This window comes from Kordia aestuariivivens (assembly GCF_014397005.1).
In the GTDB taxonomy this organism is placed as follows: Bacteria; Bacteroidota; Bacteroidia; order Flavobacteriales; family Flavobacteriaceae; genus Kordia; species Kordia aestuariivivens.
Map to the genome: position 1 here is coordinate 35,583 of NZ_JACGWS010000019.1, position 16,753 is coordinate 52,335.

Sequence of the window (16,753 nt, forward strand, 5' to 3'; positions counted from 1 at the left end):
ACTTAATTATCAGTTTAATGAAAAAAGTAATAGATAGTATAGCTACTAAACCAACGTTGGAATGTCTTGATTTTCTATTGGTGCATCTTCCGTTTCGAGAAGGTCCAATAAGCCAAACATTCCAACTTGGTTTACTTTGTGTAGCCACAAGTTTGAAACAAGAGGGTTTTAGCGTAAAAGTTATAGATGACTGCGAACTTGATGCAGCTTCATTTATTGAATTGTATAGAAAAAATAAGCCGCGAATTCTTGGGTTTCATGTCAATACAGATTCAGTTCCTGTCGTTAGACGCGTCATAGAGTTGTTACGTAAACTTGGCGAAGCACCCGATTTAATTATATTTGGAGGACCGCATGTTTCAGTTGAAGATAAAGAATTACTTGCCAAAAATTGGGGGAATATTGTGGTGCGTGGTGAAGGCGAATTCACAGCACCCGAAATAGGGCGATGGTTTCTTCGGAATGAAGGCAAGATAGAAGATATAAAAGGGATCACATATCTCGATGATAATAATGATATTATACGGAATCCAAGCAGGCCTTTTATCAAAGATTTAGATAGTTTGCCTTTTCCAGATATAAGTCTTCTAATAAAAGAACAAAAATATCCAGCCTATCAGATACTCACTGGAAGAGGTTGTCCGTATCATTGTGCTTTTTGTGCGGAAGGAATCATTGGTATTAAATATCGTTTTCGTTCAGCAAAATCTGTACTTGACGAAATACGAAATATCGTAGGAACACGAACACACACCTATTTAAGTATTCTTGACGATACATTTTTGGTAAATCGAAAAAGAGTTGAAGAAATTGCAAAAGGGCTCATTAAAGAATATGGAGAAACGAAGCAACTTAAATGGTTCTGCGAAAGTAGAGTAGATTTCATTATCAGAAATCCTGAACTTTTTAAACTATTGCGCAAAGCTGGCTTGGTGAGAGTTCAAATAGGGATTGAATCAGGAAGTCAAAAAGTGTTGGATACCTATAATAAAAAAGTAAAAATTGAACAAATTATTCAAGCAGTAGAAATTCTTACTGCCTGTGGTATTCCTTCCATATACGGCAATTTTATAATTGGTGGACCTTACGAAACGGACGAAACCATTGATCAAAGTATAGCACTTGTAAAAACACTATATGATAAAGCCGTTGGAAGAATGGAGTGCGGAGCTTCTTTTTTAACACTCTTCCCTGGTACTGAATTAACAGTACATCCAGATAAATATGATTTAGAAATTTTGGATCCAGAAGTGATGACGACGATCTCGCTTCAACATCCTGTGGTAGTACCAAAAGGAAAAACAAAACATTGGGTAATAAAGCAGTACACTCGCTTTTATACTGAATTACAAAAACATCATTTAGCGGGTATTGCAAATGTATCTATTGAACTTATTGAGGAACATTTGCGATTGAGGGATTATGGAATGAATACTCTAAATTCTAATCATTATCTAGTGTATCCATGTATTAAAAAATGTGAAGAGATTCGAAAGAGACAAAAACCGATGGATAACATTACAGATGGTGAACTCATGCAGATCATACCTCGTCGTTCAGCTACTATAGGCACCATAGATAATAAATTTGCCATAGTAGCGTTTCCGCAAGGTCCCATAATTTTTAATGATATGGCAGGAAAAATCTATGAACTTTGTTCTGGAAAATATCGACTATGTGACATTATTGAAATCATCAGAGCAGACGATACGAATTTACCGCCAGAACCCTATTTTTCACAACAAGTAGTATCGGTAATTAAAGATATGAAAAAGCGGTATCTCTTGACGTATTCTGATTTATAACGGCATGTACAAGATTTTTTTAATAAACAACCGATTACTGAGTCATCGAGAACCTCAGACTCCTATTTCTGTTTAAGAGGACTGAGGTACTCGAAGTCCAACAACTGAATATCGAATATTAAATAATTAATATAAAATATAAAAGTATTTTCGCTAAAGGCTAAAGGCTAAAGGCTAAAGGCTAACAAAACCAACAAACATTTGGCAATACGATCTTTAATTAGGAAATTAGCAGCTTAAACTTGAATTCTTGAGAGTCACGTTAAAAATTTCCCTAGAAAGTACTGCAAAAATAAAACAACAACTCTTGTTGTGGAGTCAACAATATCATGATGTTGCTTGGCTTGATTCAAATGATTACCAAGCGCATACGCGTGATTTTGACGCTGTTTTAGCCGTTGATGCACTCACACTGATACAAACGGATCATGTAAATGCTTTTCAGAAATTAGACGAATACCAAAAAATAACTAACGATTGGATTTTTGGTTATCTATCGTATGATTTAAAGAACGATGTCGAAAACTTAATCTCTCAAAACTATGATGGTTTAGATTTTCCGGAATTGTATTTCTTTCAACCTAAAAAAATATTCTTACTCAAAGGAAATACGCTAGAACTTCACTATTTAGGAATGGTTGATGATGAATTGGATGAAGACATTAAAACAATCCTCAACACTAAAATAGATCAAGAAGTCTTTACACATGATGATTCTAATAAGGAACACAGACCAAAAATAAAGCTCCGTATTCACAAAGATGAATATCACGAAAAAGTAACGACCTTATTATCACATATTCATCGTGGGGATATTTATGAAGCAAACTTTTGTCAAGAATTTTACGCAGAAGATTCAGAAATTGATCCATTATCAACGTATACACATCTAAATTCGATCTCAAAACCACCTTTTGCAACCTACATGCGATTGAATGACAAATACATTCTCTCGGCTTCGCCAGAACGGTATATCAAGAAAAAAGGGACAAAACTTACGTCGCAACCGATCAAAGGAACTGCAAAACGTTTAGAAGATCCAACAGAAGATGCTGAAATAGCAGCAGCGTTGCAAAAAGATGAAAAAGAACGTGCAGAAAACGTGATGATTGTCGATTTAGTAAGAAATGATCTTGCGAAAACCGCTATCAAAGGAAGTGTGAAGGTAGAAGAGTTGTGTAAAGTATACACATTCAATCAGGTGCATCAGATGATTTCTACGGTCACTTCGGAAGTTTCAGCAACACAAAATCCGGTGGAAATCTTGCAAACTACCTTTCCAATGGGAAGCATGACAGGCGCTCCAAAAATTTCGGCAATGCAAATCATTGAAAACCTAGAAGAAACCAAACGCGGCATTTATTCGGGCGCCATTGGTTATTTTACACCAGATAATGATTTCGATTTCAACGTCGTCATTCGATCTATACTATACAATAGTACCAAAAAGTACGTTTCCTATTCTGTGGGCGGCGCTATTACGGCAAAATCCATTCCTGAGAAAGAATACGAAGAATGTTTGATAAAGGCAAAAGCGATGCGTGAAGTGTTGGAGTAAAAACATTTTCAGGTCGTTTTTCTTGATAATTCGGCTATTTAATTATCTTTGGGAATCGTATGAATCATAAGGGTTTTACTCTGTTTAATCTATTCGTTTGCTAGGAAATTTAGAAAAACATATTGCTGAGAATCTACCGTTTTTAAAAGACAAGAAACTGCTAATTGCTATTAGTGGCGGATTGGACAGCGTTGTGTTGGCAAAACTGTTTTATGAATTGAAGTACACGATCGGTTTTGCACATTGTAATTTTCAATTGCGCGGCGAAGAAAGTGACGAAGATGAAACGTTTGTAAAAGCATTTTCAGAATCGTTAAATGTTGAGGTTTTTGTAAAGAAATTTGATACAGAAACGTTCGCGAATGCGCAGAAAGAATCCATTCAAATGGCAGCACGAAACTTGCGGTATGAGTGGTTTCAAGAGCTTGCAACTGAATTTCAATACGATTATATCTTAACAGCTCATCACACAGATGATGCGCTGGAAACCTTCTTAATTAATCTGTCACGCGGAACTGGAATCGATGGTTTGACAGGTATTCCTGAACGAAACGGAAACATTGTACGTCCGTTGTTACCTTTCACGCGAAGTGAAATCAAACACTACGCAGAAAAAGAAAAATTGCAATGGCGAGAAGATAGCAGCAATGCTTCTACAAAATATCTAAGAAATAAAATTCGACATGATATTGTGCCGCATTTAAAGGAACTACATCCAACATTCTTAGCAAACTTTCAGGCAACGCAAGAACATTTACGCGAAAGCAAAATAATAAACAGTCACAGTCTTTCAACATTTCGCAAAAAGCTTGTAGCAAAAGTATCAGACGGAAATTTCAAAATTGAACTAAAAGCAGTGCAACAATCAGCATATCCAGTAGCCTATTTTTATGAATTGATGCGAAATTATGGTTTTACTGTCCGAAATGATTTGAAGTCATTACTTGATGGACAAAGCGGAAAGCAATTGTTTTCAGAGCATTATCGATTGATAAAAGATAGAAAATACCTCTTGCTACAAAAGCACAATAAAATTGAAGAAACATCCGAAGTTGTGGTGATAAACGATTTAGAATCTAGCATAGAAACACCAATTCGGTTACACATTGAAGAAGTTGCGAACATCACAGACAAAGGAAAAAACGTTTTCTATGTTGAAAAAGAGATGTTAAAGTTTCCTTTAATCGTAAGAAAATGGAAAAATGGAGACTATTTTTATCCAGTTGGAATGAAAGGGAAAAAGAAAGTAAGCAAATACTTTAAAGATGAAAAGTACTCACTGATTGATAAGGAAAACCAATGGCTGCTGTGCAGCGAAGAAACTATTATTTGGATCATTGGAAAACGTTCCGATAACCGTTATAAATTAACCAAGCCAACAAATACAATTATTAAGTTTACATTGCGATGAAATACGCTTAGCGAATTCCATTTGACAACTAAAACAACACTTTTTTACAAATGAAAAAACTAATTACGTTACTACTTTTATGTGTGTCCAGTTTTGCTGTGAATGCACAAATTGACGATCCAGTGCAATGGACTTCGGAAATTGAAAAAATTTCGGATACAGAATTCAACTTAATTTACAAAGCAGAAGTTGCAAATAAATGGCGTATATATTCTCAGTATTTAGCTGAAAATAGTGGATTCCCAACAGAATTCATGTACGATTCCATTCAGCAAATTAACGACTTTAAATTAGTTGGAAAAAATAAAGAAGGCAAAGGAATTACAAAGTTTGACAAAGTATTTCAGGCGGAATTAACCTATTTTAAAGGCACAGCTACATTTACACAAAAAGTAAAAATCACTAATCCGAACTTGACTTCCATTACTTCGGAAGTTATTTATCAGACGTGCGATGATGAAAAATGTGTGTTGGGCGATGAAGAATTTACCTTTCAACTTCCTGGATCTGGAAAAGCAGCAGAGAAACAAGAAGCAGCAATAGCAACGCCAACCCAAACTGTTTTTCAAAACGAACAACCAAAAGTATTTGATCCTGTACAATGGAAAGGAACAGTGAAAAAACTATCTGAAACAGAATATGAATTGGTCATGAAAGCTTCCGTAGAAGACAAATGGCACTTATATTCACAACGTAGTTATGGTGATGATGGCCCATTTCCAACAGAATTCACGTTTTTAGAAGCTGGCAAAGGATATGCAACTGTCGGGAAAGTTGAAGAATCGAAAACCAAAGAAGTATTTGATAAAGTATTTCAAAAAAATATCTCTTTCTATGAAGGAGAAGCAACGTTTACACAAAAGATTAAAGTAACAGATGCAACAACGCAACACATTACTGCGGAAGTATTGTTTATGGTGTGCGACGATGAAAAATGTCTGCCACCTACTGTAAAAGAGATTAAGTTTGACATAAAGAAAGCTACCGTAGTTAGTAAAGCGGGAAAAGATAAAGACAAATCACAAAGAAGTTTATGGGCAACGTTTTTCATTGCATTCTTCTTAGGATTTGGAGTATTACTAACACCTTGTGTGTTTCCAATGATACCTATGACAGTGAGTTTCTTTACCAAACAAAGTAAAACAAGAGCAGCGGGAATTAAAAATGCATTACTCTACGGATTATTCATCATTGTTATTTACACAGGATTAGGAACGGCAATGTCTGCATTATTTGGTTCTAACTTCATGTACGACTTGTCTACAGGTGTACCTTTTAACTTAATCATGTTTTTTGTGTTGCTCATCTTTGCATTCTCATTTATGGGTGCATTTGAAATTATGTTGCCAAATTCTTGGATGAATAAAGTTGATCAACAATCGAATAGAGGTGGAATTATCGGAATCTTTTTTATGGCGTTGGCTTTAGCCGTAGTTTCGTTTTCTTGTACATTTCCAATTGCAGGAACCGCTTTGTTAGAAGCCGCAACCATTGGAGGAATTACACCAATTATAAGCATGCTTGGTTTTTCATGTGCTATTGCAATTCCGTTTGTATTATTTGCGGTTTTCCCAGGTTGGATGAATTCCTTACCAAAATCGGGCGGTTGGTTAAATACCGTAAAAGTAGTGTTAGGGTTTTTGGAATTGGCATTTGCGTTTAAGTTCCTATCAATGGTTGATATTGTTTTAGACTTACACATTTTAGATAGAGAAGTATTCTTAGCAATTTGGGTTGCGATTTTTGGAACTTTAGCGATGTACTTATTCGGTAAAATTCAATTGCCACATGACAGTCCTTTGCAGAAAATATCTGTGGGAAGAGCATGTTTAGGAATGCTAACTTTAGCATTTACCATATATATGTTACCGGGATTATGGGGCGCGCCGTTAAAATTAATTAGTGGTTTTCCGCCACCGATGAACGGAAATAGCGAATCGCCGTATGGAGTCGGGTACAAGAAGAGAGTACAAGCAAGTGTAAATTATTCGGATGTAAAAAAAGAAAATGTACTAAAAATAGAAGAAGAAGTTTCGCATGAAGGACCGCACGGACTCATTGCCTTTTTAGACTATGAAAAAGGATTGGAATACGCTAAAAAAGTGAACAAACCAGTCATGATTGACTTTACAGGGAAAACATGCGTAAATTGTCGTAAAATGGAAGAGCAAGTGTGGACAGAAGGAAATATTCTTGGCATGATTCGTAATGATGTTGTATTGATTTCTTTGTACGCAGATAATATGAAAAAGCTTCCCAAAGAAGAGCAATACGAGTCAAAACTTACAGGAAATAGAGTGCGTACAATAGGAGATAAGTGGAAAGAATTTCAACAAGTTCGCTACAATACCAATGCACAACCGTTATATGTAATACAAGATGTAAACGGAAACGACTTAACAGAAGCTGTTGCTTACACACCAGATCCTGTAACGTATGAAAAGTGGCTACAAGACGGCATTGATAAATTCAAGAAAGAAAACTAAACCAACCTATTATATGAAAAAAGTAACGAAAAGTATAGTGTTAGTATTGATACTAGCTGGCTTTGTCGCTTGTGAAGGCGAAAAAAAAGAAGGTGAAAAAACGTATACAGAAGCCGATGTTACAGAACATTCAACACGCTTGAATGATTGGTTTCAGGAACAATTTAAGCTTGACTTAAAAGATTCGCCAGAAATGCAAACCTACATTGGTGATAAAACTGATTATGACAAATGGAATGATATTTCGCCAGCAGGGGAAGCGAAGGATCTTCAAAAAGCAAAAGATCGGTTAAAATGGCTGAATGAAAATGTTGATGTAGCTGGTTTGGACAAATCTGCTGCGTTAAGTTATAAGTTGTACATGCAACGTATGAGCAATCACATCAACGACTATAGATACAGATTGTACAATTATCCATTGAATCAAATGCACGGAATGCAAGCCGAAATTCCTGCGTTTTTAATCAATATGCATCAAATAAAAGATAAAGGTGATGCAGAAGCGTATATCGCACGTTTAAACGGTTTAAAAGATTTATTCGCACAATTAGAAGCAAACTTAAAAGAACGCGAAAAAGCAGGAATACTGCCGCCTAAATTCGTGTTTGATCATATTATTAGTGATTCAGAAAACATTGTCAAAGGAAAACCATTTGATGCAAGTACTGTAAATAGTACACTTTGGGAAGATTTCACCTCTAAAATCGCAACTTTAGAATTAGAAGAAGCTGATCGTAAAACCTTAGAAAAACAGGCAAAAGATGCACTTATAAACGCTGTAAAACCTGCATACAGTTCGTTGGTAGTACTACTAAAAGAACAAAAACAGCTTGCAACCAATGATGATGGCGCATGGAAATTTCCAAACGGATTAGAATTCTATAACAATGCGTTAGCACGAACGACCACCACCAAAATGACGGCGTTTGAAATTCATAAACTTGGATTGGATGAAGTAGCGCGCATTCACAATGAAATGAAAGTAATAAAGGATCAAGTTGGATTCAAAGGTTCATTACAAGAGTTTTTCGTATTCATGAAGAATGACAACCAATTCTATTTTCCGGCAACAGCCGAAGGAAGAAAGGAATACATGGACAAAGCAACGGAAATCATCAATACGATGAAATCACGCTTGGACGAACTATTTATCACAAAACCAAAAGCTGATATTAGAGTAAAAGCTGTAGAAGCATTCCGTGAAAAATCTGCTGGAAAAGCATTCTATCAGCAGCCTGCGTTAGATGGTTCGCGTCCGGGAACCTACTATGCAAACATGTACGCAATGAAAGCAATGCCAAGTTACCAAATGGAAGCGTTGGCATATCACGAAGGAATTCCGGGACATCACATGCAAATTGCCATAGCGCAAGAATTAGAAAATGTGCCAATGTTCAGAAAATTGGGTGGTTATACTGCCTATGTTGAAGGTTGGGGATTATACTCAGAGTTTATTCCGAAAGAAATGGGCTTTTACAGCGATCCATATTCAGACTTCGGACGTTTGGCAATGGAATTGTGGCGCGCGTGTAGATTGGTTGTCGACACAGGAATTCATACCAAAAAATGGACACGCCAGAAAGGAATTGATTACTACGTAACAAATACACCAAATGCATTATCTGATGCTGTAAAAATGGTAGAACGTCACATCGTAATGCCAAGTCAGGCAACAGCTTATAAAGTTGGAATGAACAAAATCATTGAACTTCGTAAAAATGCCAAAGAAAAGCTAGGAGCAAAGTTTGACATTCGTGAGTTCCATGAAGTTGTACTCAGCAATGGTGCAGTTCCATTAAACGTTTTAAGCGATTTAGTTGACGAATGGATTGCTAGTAAAAACTAAAATTTACAACATACAATATATACAAACGAGTGCTTTTACAGTGCTCGTTTTTTTAGTGATACTCAAATTTGAATTTCTCTATATTTAAAAAACACATCAAAAATTCCCTTAATTTCTTCAATACTAAGTTGTTGTGCACTTCCGTGAGAAGGTTCTCGTTGCGATTATAAATTAGTCTTTTAATACAACCAATTATGAACGCTACAATAATTATTTTTGAGTTGATCAGGGTTTGATTGTACACAACAAAAAAGACAAATAGGGAAAGGAGAGAAGCTTCTTTTGAAGTTACAGCTAGAAGTATATTTCTCCATAAATAATCTCAAAACAAGGCATAAAAAAAGCGGATACTAGTGTATCCGCTTTTCAATTTTTTATAAAATATCAAGAATTACTTGATAATTAATTTCTTAGTTGTTGAAGCATCGTTAGATGTTAACTGCATGAAGTACATTCCAGTATTTAAGTTTAAACTTAAATCAGCATTTCCTGTAACTCCGTTCATTTCGTAAGTTCCCATAGTACGACCATTCAAATCAGTAATCGTAACATTTTGTAATGCAACACCTGAGTTTCTGATTGTAATATTTCCATTCGATGGATTTGGATACACAGCAAATGAATTGCTTAAAAACTCATCGTTAGATAAAGTCATTAAGTTTAATGCAGCTGGACTATTTGGAATAGCTGCAACAGCATTAGCATATGCCGTAGTAGTTATAAGATTCGCTCCTGTATAGTTTGCAGGATTTGTCATTGCAGTTTTTGCAGCTAATATTGCTTCAGCAGTTGTAGCAAACCCAGAAAAATCATAAGTTCCAGTGTATACTGTATTGTCAAATTCAACATCAACACCAGTACCAGCACCAACTCCTAAAGCTGTTCTTGGCAACCCAGTGTCACTTAAGCCTGGAGGCAAATTTGTTTCATTTGAATCAGGTGGATTCCCAGTAAACAATGTAGATGCATTGTTTATTACAAAAATAAATGTAGGATTAGCAGAAGCATTTGTTCCTCCAGTTGCGCTTGCAGCATCTTGGAAAACAATAATTTGATCTCCAGTTGTTGCCAAAGAAAGTGTTCCAGTTATTAATGCATCTGAATATGCTGAAAAATCTCCACTAGCACTGAACCTTACAATATCTCCTGCACTTAATCCTGCAGCAGGAACTACATATTTTAAAGCACCTTCTGTACATGCAATAAATCCAGAAGTAGTAGAACCACAATCAGTAAAATAAATTCCAGTTCCAGCAGCAATGTCTACAAAAGTTACAAATGCAAAATCATCTGGAGTATCTGCCTGATTTAGAAATACAGCTATGTCACCAGCAGCCAAAGTTGTTTGGCCAAATGTAACATTTGTTGTTAAAAAAATTGGTAATGCAACCAATATAGTAAGTAATTTTATTTTCATAATGTCAATATTTAGAATTAGTGTTTGTGCAAAAATACTAAATTTTAGTTTAATGTTATAAGCACTAAGGGATATTAATAGTAAGTTTAAGTAAAATACTCCTAAAGAAAATTTTTACATTTTACTTTAGAAGTATTAAAATTTATGTTAGAAATTTCTAGTTTCTAGAAGGAAAAGTTCCTTGCATTGCAATAATATAATTGATTCCTAAAAAAGGATTTCTACTATTAAATGGTTGTTGTCCTCCAGCAGCTGATGTGTTTCCTGAGATACCAACTGCATTTGCAGCCATAACTTTATCATTTGGATTGTTATTATATGGTGTTCCTGAAGAAGACACACCGATGTTTCTTCCAGCAGGATCATCTTCTACACCATCTTCTTCATTACACATGATAGTACCTTTCAGAGTACCTGCATTATGAAAATGATTAGGTAAATTTAAAACCGTTAATCCTATTTCCTCTTTACCTCCTCTTTGACCTAATTTAATAGTTGAAAGTCCTGGTCCAGTTCCTGGATGAATTGGATTTCTTCCTCTTAAATCAGGTAGTGCAAAACTTGTTCTTCCATCACCACCATAAGTAGTTCCTAAAAGAGAAAATAATGCTTGATTTGCGTTTATTGATAATAATTGTCCGTCACAAAATGCCCAACCTCTTGGTGCAAAATTTCCTCCAAACATTATAATTTCCGCTAAAAATGGATTCATAATATATATTTTTAATGTTAATAATTTTAAATTTTAAATATTCCTTAGTTTCTAGATGGAAATGTTCCAAACAATGCAATAATATAATTGATTCCTTCAAATGGGTTTCTCATATAAAATGATTGGTTTCCTCCTGTTGCCAATGTGTTTCCTGAGATCGATACTGAGTTCGGAGCCATTAACTTATCATTTGTATTAGTGTTGTATGGCGTTCCCGCAGATGATACACCTAAATTTCTTCCAGCTGGATCATCTTCTACACCATCTTCTTCATTAACAGAAATAGAACCTTTCATAGTTGCTCCACTATGAGCGTGATTCGGCATTTGACTAACAGTCAATGTGTGGTACTCAGCACCGCCTCTTTGTCCTAATTTAATAGTTGAAAGTCCTGGTCCTGTTCCTGGGTGAATAGCAGCTCTTCCTCTTAAGTCTGGCAAAGCAAAAGTTGTTCTACCATCACCACCGTAAGTAGTACCTAAAATTGAAAATAACGCTGTGTTTTGCGAGATTGCTAACAGTTGTCCGTCACAAAATGCCCAAGCTCTTGGTGCAAAATTACCACCAAACATAACGATTTGTCCGATAAATGGATCCATAAAAATATAGTTTATAAGGTTAAAAATATAAATATAGCGTTTTTTTATTAAATGCTACGAACCAAATATATAGCTTTATAGGTATATATTTTAGAGTGCAAATCACTCAAAATGAAAAACAGGTAGAAGTACGTAATTATTAAAAGAAAATTTTCTTTTTAGTAAGAAATGTAGAAAATAGAACAATATATTTTACTATTTTTAAGCCATACTAACTACAAAAATTATACTATTATGAAATCAAATTTTAGTGAACAAAAAGGCGGAATTGTTTATCCTCCTGAAGCGATCCCTTTAGCAACAGCTGCTATATGGGCACAGAACTGGAGAGATAGAAAAGTTATGCAAGATGTTAACGGGTATTTAATTCCGATGGGTGACATTACTGAAGCTATGTTGGAAGCAGGAATTACGAATATGAGAGGATATTTAGGTATTGATGGTGAAGGAGAAAATCACCTTCTTATTGTAGCTGTTGATGCTAGTGGTAATGACATGATTGACGAAGCCAATGGTCAATTTGTGTATGACCATACATTACCTTGTCCACAACAGTGTGGGAAAGCAAATGTTTTAAATGGTGGAGTCTAACGAATGTCATTATTGGAAATTTTTTCTTATAGCTCAACAGTAGTCTTATTGTTAAACGCTGTACTATATTCAAAATTTATAATATCTAAAGATTGTGCTTATAGATATTTGTCTATTTATTTGTTGCTTATGGCAATCAATCAAGTAATAGGCACTATTCTATTTGAATTGGAAATAACGAACATATTTCTTGCGAACACGTATTTGGTCGCTCAATTCTTAATGCTCAGTCTTTTTTATTATGCAATTTTTGAAGGTAAAAAGCAGCGAAAATTAATACTGATTGCACTAGCTATAATATCAACAATTTTAGGAGTCCAATATGCTTGGACTCCTCAATTGTTTTTCGAGTATAATACAATTGGAATTATTGTAACATCTAGTGTATTAATATTATATTCAATAATTTACTTTTTTCATTATATATCTGATAGTGAATTAAAACTTTATCTAGTAAATAGTGGGATACTGATCTATTTACTTGGAACTATCTTATTATTTTCAATTGCAAATATTGGATTAAAACTAGATAGTGATATAGAAATTGCTTTGTGGATACTAAATGCTTTTATCTATCTAGTATTTCAAATAATTATTACTACACAATGGTTTCATGATCTTAGAAAAAATAATATATCAAATAAAAGTATGTAATGGATAAACTCTTTTTAGAAGAAGATGGCGTCATAACGATTGTAATTTTTGGTGTCATACTATTATTAGTAATGGGACTCACACTGATATTATTCTTTTATCTGTCCAGAAAAAAACTTCTTCAAAAAGAACTCGAAAAGAAAACACTAGAACTCAACCATCAAAAAGAAATGCTCAAAGCTACGATTGTAGCGCAAGAAGCAGAACGAAATAGAATAGCACAAGACTTGCATGATGATATTAGCGCAAAACTGAATGTAGTTTCACTTAGTGCTAACTTTTTGATAGAAGAAGAAAGTGTTACACCAAAAGAAACAGAAGAAATTATCAATCATATACTTCGAGTGACAAACAAAACGATTGAAAGCTCTCGGAAAATTGCACACAACTTATTACCGCCAATACTCGAAAAATTTGGTTTAGGAGCTGCATTAGAAGAACTATGTGACGAATTTAGCAAGAGTAAAAAAGTAAATGTTATATCTATAATTGAATATGAAGCGGAAAGACTGTCCAAAGATGACGAATTACATGTATTCAGAATTATACAAGAACTAATGAATAACTCTATGCGTCATGGAAAAGCTAAAGAAATAGCACTAAATTTCAAATCAGAAATAGAAAACTTATCCTTATCTTACCGAGATGATGGACTAGGATTTGATACGAGTACCATTGGAATACAAAAAGGATTAGGACTCAGAAACATAGAAAGTAGAGTCTCTTTACTAAAAGGAGAAATCACTTATAAAAGTGAAAAATTAAAAGGAGTTGAAGTAGAAATTACACTATAATACACAACATCATGGATACACCAATTATAAAAATAGCTATTGCCGATGATGAGGCTTTATTCAGAGCAGGAATATCATTTATACTTACAAGAGTTAAAAACTTTGAAATTGTCTTTGAAGCTGAAAATGGCGCAGATTTAATCGAAAAGTTAAAAGTAGCTACTGAGAAACCCGATGTAGTATTGATGGACTTAAAAATGCCATTGCTAAATGGTGTTGAAAGCACTAAAATTCTACAAAAAGAATATCCAGAAATCAAAGTAATCGCTGTCACAAGTTATGATGGTAAATCGTTTATTACAAACATGATTGATGTTGGAGCATCTTCATACTTACTCAAAAACACATCCCCAAAAGTGGTCGTACACACGATCAATGAAGTATTCGCAAAAGGATTTTACTATGACGAACGCGTATTAAAAATAATTCATGAAAATTTACTATCCGCAAAAAGCAAACGTATCAAAAGCGATTTAGACAACAACCTATTGACAAAGCGGGAAAAAGAAATTTTAGAACTTATCTGCAATCAATACACAACCAACGAAATTGCCGACAAGCTATTCATTAGTCCACGTACGGTAGAAGGGCACAGAAACAATCTATTACTAAAAACAGAATCTAAAAACGTAGCCGGATTGGTTATTTACGGAATTCAAAAAAAATTAATAGAATTGTCCCCAGATTTTTAATCAGAAAAAACAATCAACAAAATCCCCTAAAAAACGCATTCGCTAAATAAAACACTTTAAAATATAGTTTTCTAAAGATCATCTCAAAAGTAATTTTATTTAAGATGCTACTTTGCTATAATTTAATGTTTATTTTTGACAGCTAGAAGCAAAACTTAATGAAGAAAAACATATTCGTTGCGATTGAAGGCATTGATGGAAGCGGAAAAAGTACGCAAGCAAAAAACATTGCCAAACGCCTAGAAGCTCAAGGACACAAAGTATACCTAACATTTGAACCTACGGATATGCGTATCGGAAAAATGATCCGAAGCATTCTTGGCGGCAAAGAAAAAGCCGATGAAAAAGTCATTGCAGCACTATTTGTGGCAGACAGACTCGATCATATTTTACACGAAACCAACGGAATCCTCAAAAAACTAGCGGACGGTTACACGGTCATCACCGATCGTTACTACTTCTCATCTTATGCCTATCACGGCGCACATATAGATATGGATTGGGTGATTGCATCTAACAAAATGGCTGCTTCAATCTTAAAACCTGATGTAAACATATTTATAGATGTTTCTCCAGAAGTTGCCATGAAACGTATCAACGCAAATCGTGAAACAATAGAAATCTACGAAACCTTAGACAATCTCAAAGCAGTACAATCACAATACCAAAAAGCATTTCAAAAACTAAAAGAAAGTGAACATATTGTTACTGTAAACGGTGATGAAAAACCTGAAAAAGTCTCAGAAGCACTTTGGGAGGTCTTGCAAAAAGAAATCTAACAGTAGTAAACAATATACATAAAATACAATTATAAAAAATCGCTTCAATTGAAGCGATTTTTTTGTTTCATAACGAACCAAATCCTTGTAAATAAGCATATTATTTCATGTGAAATCTTCTAAAAAAATACAAAAAACCGTGTTTTACCTAAAATAAATCATTTTTTCTCCCTAAATAAAACCGTGTTTTTCCTGTGCGGAATTAGCTAATAGACTCTATAAAAAAGGCATTACTATCGATAGCTTTGTTTTAAAATCAGTACAGAGCAATCAAGTAAGCAAAAATGATCAACAAATTCGTAGAAAAGCTAAATACCGATGGACTCGCTACTTACATCAATACCTTACAGGGAATTACTGTAAAACTAGGAGCGCAGAACGTTGCAGATACTCAATCCGACGAAAATAATTTTGACGGAGACAATCTCTTGGTAACTATTGTGCGAATAGAAGAAGAAAGTACCTTAAAAAACTTTCCAAACAAACGATTAGTTGAAAGTGAAGGAACATATAAGCTAGACAAACGTTTTCCGAAAATCCACTTAAACTATTACTTACTATTCTCTTGTACGCTACAATATGACAAAGCAGTGGCGGTCATCTATAAAACCGTAAAATTCTTTCAACATCAAAGAAAATTTGCGTTTGAGGCTGATGAAGATGATATAGAACTCAACATGGAACTCTGTTCACCAAGTTTTGAACAGCTCAATAATATATGGGGAATGTTAGGAGGAAAGCAAATTCCGAGCGTCATATACAAAGCGAGAGTTTCAGCACTCGAAAGAGACATAGAAAAATTAACATCTGTAATTACCTCCATCGGAGCGGAAGAAAAACATAAATGAGTAGGTTCAATTACATATACGCGCCATTGGCAACCATAAAATTACAGCACACAAATGGGTTGGAAACTGAAAAACATGTAAAAATATATCCAAGTAAGGAAACAGCAGCACTCATAGCAAAATATAAACTTGTTATAAAAATGATTCCTGAAGGATTGGTCGTCATCTATAAAAAGCAAGAAGCATTTGTAGCTGAAACGGTTGATGAAGTATTAATCATTGATGGAGAAGAAGTCATAGACAAACGAATTGTTGGATACGTATCAACATCGCCAGATCGTACATTTTCAAACTGGCTTCCTGACGTTGTAGACTTTGACTTAGAATTTTACGCAATTGCGGATCAAGAATATAGAAACGCAACCAATTGGAATGATTTAGCACTCAAAGATTTTGTTGTATACAGTGCTACTGACTTAGAAGGAACCATTACCATAAACAATAACATAAACGAACGCATACAACCAGACGCAATTCTGCAATTGAACATAAAAGAGGCAAACATAGAAACACCGACCACTTTAACTTTTGAAAATAATATAATATAATACTAACAAAACT

The 16,753-nt window shown here is 34.6% G+C and carries 14 protein-coding genes; 11 read left to right on the plus strand and 3 right to left on the minus strand.

What is annotated here, in order from left to right:
* Positions 1-17 precede the first annotated feature (17 nt).
* From H2O64_RS22005 to H2O64_RS22025, 5 genes are all read left to right on the plus strand, one after another.
* Positions 18-1,805 carry a B12-binding domain-containing radical SAM protein gene (locus H2O64_RS22005; RefSeq protein ID WP_187564399.1) on the plus strand — a complete coding sequence of 596 codons (1,788 nt, stop codon included), beginning with the start codon at positions 18-20 and terminating at the stop codon, positions 1,803-1,805.
* Between the two features lie 250 nt (positions 1,806-2,055).
* Positions 2,056-3,363 carry an aminodeoxychorismate synthase component I gene (gene pabB / locus H2O64_RS22010; RefSeq protein ID WP_187564400.1) on the plus strand — a complete coding sequence of 436 codons (1,308 nt, stop codon included), beginning with the start codon at positions 2,056-2,058 and terminating at the stop codon, positions 3,361-3,363.
* Positions 3,364-3,460: 97 nt separating this feature from the next.
* Positions 3,461-4,774, plus strand: a complete 1,314-nt coding sequence (gene tilS, locus H2O64_RS22015; RefSeq protein ID WP_187564401.1) for a tRNA lysidine(34) synthetase TilS — start codon at positions 3,461-3,463, stop codon at positions 4,772-4,774.
* 50 nt (positions 4,775-4,824) lie between these two features.
* The gene (locus tag H2O64_RS22020) at positions 4,825-7,260 is read left to right on the plus strand and encodes a protein-disulfide reductase DsbD family protein (RefSeq protein ID WP_187564402.1); all 2,436 of its coding nucleotides are present in this window, start codon (positions 4,825-4,827) and stop codon (positions 7,258-7,260) included.
* Between the two features lie 13 nt (positions 7,261-7,273).
* Complete coding sequence (locus tag H2O64_RS22025) at positions 7,274-9,106, plus strand: DUF885 domain-containing protein (RefSeq protein ID WP_187564403.1); 1,833 nt, start codon at positions 7,274-7,276, stop codon at positions 9,104-9,106.
* A gap of 391 nt (positions 9,107-9,497) precedes the next feature.
* On the opposite strand, the gene H2O64_RS22030 is transcribed toward H2O64_RS22025, so the two are convergent.
* From H2O64_RS22030 to H2O64_RS22040, 3 genes are all read right to left on the minus strand, one after another.
* Positions 9,498-10,523, minus strand: a complete 1,026-nt coding sequence (locus H2O64_RS22030; RefSeq protein WP_187564404.1) for a T9SS type A sorting domain-containing protein — start codon at positions 10,521-10,523, stop codon at positions 9,498-9,500.
* Positions 10,524-10,680: 157 nt separating this feature from the next.
* The gene (locus H2O64_RS22035; protein ID WP_187564405.1) at positions 10,681-11,235 is read right to left on the minus strand and encodes a phage tail protein; all 555 of its coding nucleotides are present in this window, start codon (positions 11,233-11,235) and stop codon (positions 10,681-10,683) included.
* Between the two features lie 44 nt (positions 11,236-11,279).
* A complete protein-coding gene (locus tag H2O64_RS22040) occupies positions 11,280-11,834 on the minus strand; it encodes a phage tail protein (RefSeq protein WP_187564406.1) in 555 nt (184 codons plus the stop codon).
* A 234-nt stretch (positions 11,835-12,068) separates the two neighbouring features.
* Here H2O64_RS22040 and H2O64_RS22045 point away from each other — a divergent pair, with 234 nt between their 5' ends.
* The 6 genes from H2O64_RS22045 to H2O64_RS22070 all read left to right on the plus strand — a co-directional run bounded on the left by H2O64_RS22045 (position 12,069) and on the right by H2O64_RS22070 (position 16,740).
* Positions 12,069-12,425: a hypothetical protein gene (locus H2O64_RS22045; RefSeq protein ID WP_187564407.1), complete on the plus strand. Its 357-nt coding sequence runs from the start codon at positions 12,069-12,071 to the stop codon at positions 12,423-12,425.
* Between the two features lie 653 nt (positions 12,426-13,078).
* Entirely contained in the window at positions 13,079-13,873 is a 795-nt protein-coding gene (locus H2O64_RS22050) for a sensor histidine kinase (RefSeq protein WP_187564408.1), read from the plus strand.
* An 11-nt stretch (positions 13,874-13,884) separates the two neighbouring features.
* On the plus strand, positions 13,885-14,565 hold the full coding sequence (locus H2O64_RS22055) for a response regulator transcription factor (protein WP_187564409.1): 681 nt from the start codon (positions 13,885-13,887) through the stop codon (positions 14,563-14,565).
* A 158-nt stretch (positions 14,566-14,723) separates the two neighbouring features.
* Positions 14,724-15,344, plus strand: a complete 621-nt coding sequence (gene tmk / locus H2O64_RS22060; RefSeq protein WP_187564410.1) for a dTMP kinase — start codon at positions 14,724-14,726, stop codon at positions 15,342-15,344.
* A gap of 284 nt (positions 15,345-15,628) precedes the next feature.
* Positions 15,629-16,192, plus strand: a complete 564-nt coding sequence (locus H2O64_RS22065) for a Pvc16 family protein (protein ID WP_187564411.1) — start codon at positions 15,629-15,631, stop codon at positions 16,190-16,192.
* The gene (locus H2O64_RS22070; RefSeq protein ID WP_187564412.1) at positions 16,189-16,740 is read left to right on the plus strand and encodes a hypothetical protein; all 552 of its coding nucleotides are present in this window, start codon (positions 16,189-16,191) and stop codon (positions 16,738-16,740) included. The genes H2O64_RS22065 and H2O64_RS22070 overlap by 4 nt, the downstream gene beginning before the upstream one ends.
* Positions 16,741-16,753: the final 13 nt, after the last annotated feature.

Bases quoted from the DNA above. Each gene is read 5' to 3' on its own strand.
- H2O64_RS22005 (WP_187564399.1), top strand. From the start codon at position 18: ATGAAAAAAGTAATAGATAGTATAGCTACTAAACCAACGTTGGAATGT.
- H2O64_RS22020 (WP_187564402.1), top strand. From the start codon at position 4,825: ATGAAAAAACTAATTACGTTACTACTTTTATGTGTGTCCAGTTTTGCT.
- H2O64_RS22025 (WP_187564403.1), top strand. From the start codon at position 7,274: ATGAAAAAAGTAACGAAAAGTATAGTGTTAGTATTGATACTAGCTGGC.
- H2O64_RS22030 (WP_187564404.1), bottom strand. From the start codon at position 10,523: ATGAAAATAAAATTACTTACTATATTGGTTGCATTACCAATTTTTTTA.
- H2O64_RS22035 (WP_187564405.1), bottom strand. From the start codon at position 11,235: ATGAATCCATTTTTAGCGGAAATTATAATGTTTGGAGGAAATTTTGCA.
- H2O64_RS22040 (WP_187564406.1), bottom strand. From the start codon at position 11,834: ATGGATCCATTTATCGGACAAATCGTTATGTTTGGTGGTAATTTTGCA.
- H2O64_RS22045 (WP_187564407.1), top strand. From the start codon at position 12,069: ATGAAATCAAATTTTAGTGAACAAAAAGGCGGAATTGTTTATCCTCCT.
- H2O64_RS22050 (WP_187564408.1), top strand. From the start codon at position 13,079: ATGGATAAACTCTTTTTAGAAGAAGATGGCGTCATAACGATTGTAATT.
- H2O64_RS22055 (WP_187564409.1), top strand. From the start codon at position 13,885: ATGGATACACCAATTATAAAAATAGCTATTGCCGATGATGAGGCTTTA.
- tmk (WP_187564410.1), top strand. From the start codon at position 14,724: ATGAAGAAAAACATATTCGTTGCGATTGAAGGCATTGATGGAAGCGGA.
- H2O64_RS22065 (WP_187564411.1), top strand. From the start codon at position 15,629: ATGATCAACAAATTCGTAGAAAAGCTAAATACCGATGGACTCGCTACT.
- H2O64_RS22070 (WP_187564412.1), top strand. From the start codon at position 16,189: ATGAGTAGGTTCAATTACATATACGCGCCATTGGCAACCATAAAATTA.